The sequence below is a fragment of the Ruegeria sp. AF8 genome, assembly GCF_056541825.1.
On the sequence record NZ_JBQFYW010000076.1, the window covers coordinates 1 to 1052 of the forward strand.

The 1052-nt window shown below is 58.3% G+C and carries 1 protein-coding gene and 1 pseudogene; both read right to left on the minus strand.

Annotated elements, in window-relative coordinates:
- Nucleotides 1–131, minus strand: a pseudogene (locus tag ACR0AO_RS25425) (agmatinase); the annotation flags it as partial.
- A partial coding sequence (locus ACR0AO_RS25430; RefSeq protein WP_480609820.1) for a carboxynorspermidine decarboxylase occupies nt 128–1052 on the minus strand: 925 nt, incomplete at its 5' end. The gene ACR0AO_RS25430 and the pseudogene ACR0AO_RS25425, both read right to left, overlap by 4 nt.

Consider the following 1052-nt stretch of genomic DNA (forward strand, 5'->3'; position numbering starts at 1 on the left):
ATTGCCTCGGGGCCTTTGGCCGTGCCGGCCCCGTAAGAGACCGTGCGCTCCAAAGGCACCGGGATCACGCGAAAGCGGGCATCTTCGGTGCGTTCGGATGCGGTCAATTCACTGTCGAGAAAAATGCTCATGAGAGTCTGTCCTTGAAGTCGTCATATCCGAACTGCCGGATGATCTTCAGCTCGTCCGTTTCGCTGTTCCACAGGGCGATTGTGGGCAGGGGGACGCCATTGAATGTGTTTGTCTTGACCATCGAGTAATGTGCCTGATCGAGGAAGGCAAAACGCTGTCCGATCTCCAGCGGCTTGTCCCAAGTGTAGTCGCCAATCACGTCACCCGCCAGACAGGACGGGCCGCCAAGGCGATAGGTATGGCCTGTTTTGGCTTCATCCATAAGGGCAGGGCGATAGGGGGCCTCGATCACGTCGGGCATGTGACATGTGGCCGAGATATCAGTGATCGCGAGGTTCATGCCGTTGGTCGGCAGGTCGAGGATTTCACCGATCAGAATACCTGCGTCCAGCGCCACAGCCTCACCGGGTTCAAGGTAAACATCAATGCCATAGGTTTCGCGAATGTCCTTGAGGAAGGCCACCAGCCCGTCGCGGTCATAATCGTCGCGGGTGATGTGGTGGCCACCGCCAAAGTTCACCCACTTGAGTTGATCAAGGTAGGGTTTGAGCTTCGGTTCGACAGCGTCCCAGGTGCGCTGCAAAGGCGCAAACCCCTGTTCGCAAAGCGTATGCATGTGCAAGCCGTCAACGCCGCGCAACGTGTCGGCGGTCAGTTGGCTGACTGGTGTGCCAAGGCGCGAGCACGGGGCGCAGGGATCGTATTTCGGAACCTCGCCTTCGGAATGTTCCGGATTGATGCGCAGGCCAACCTGCACTTTGGCGGTTTGGGCTTTGGCGAGAAACCGGTCCTTTTGGGCAGCGGAGTTGAAGATGACGTGATCGGACTGCGACAGGATTTCGTCGATGTCGGCGTCTTTGTACCCGGCGCAGAAGGTTGCGACTTCACCTCCATATTCCTCGCGTCCCAGCCGCGCTTCA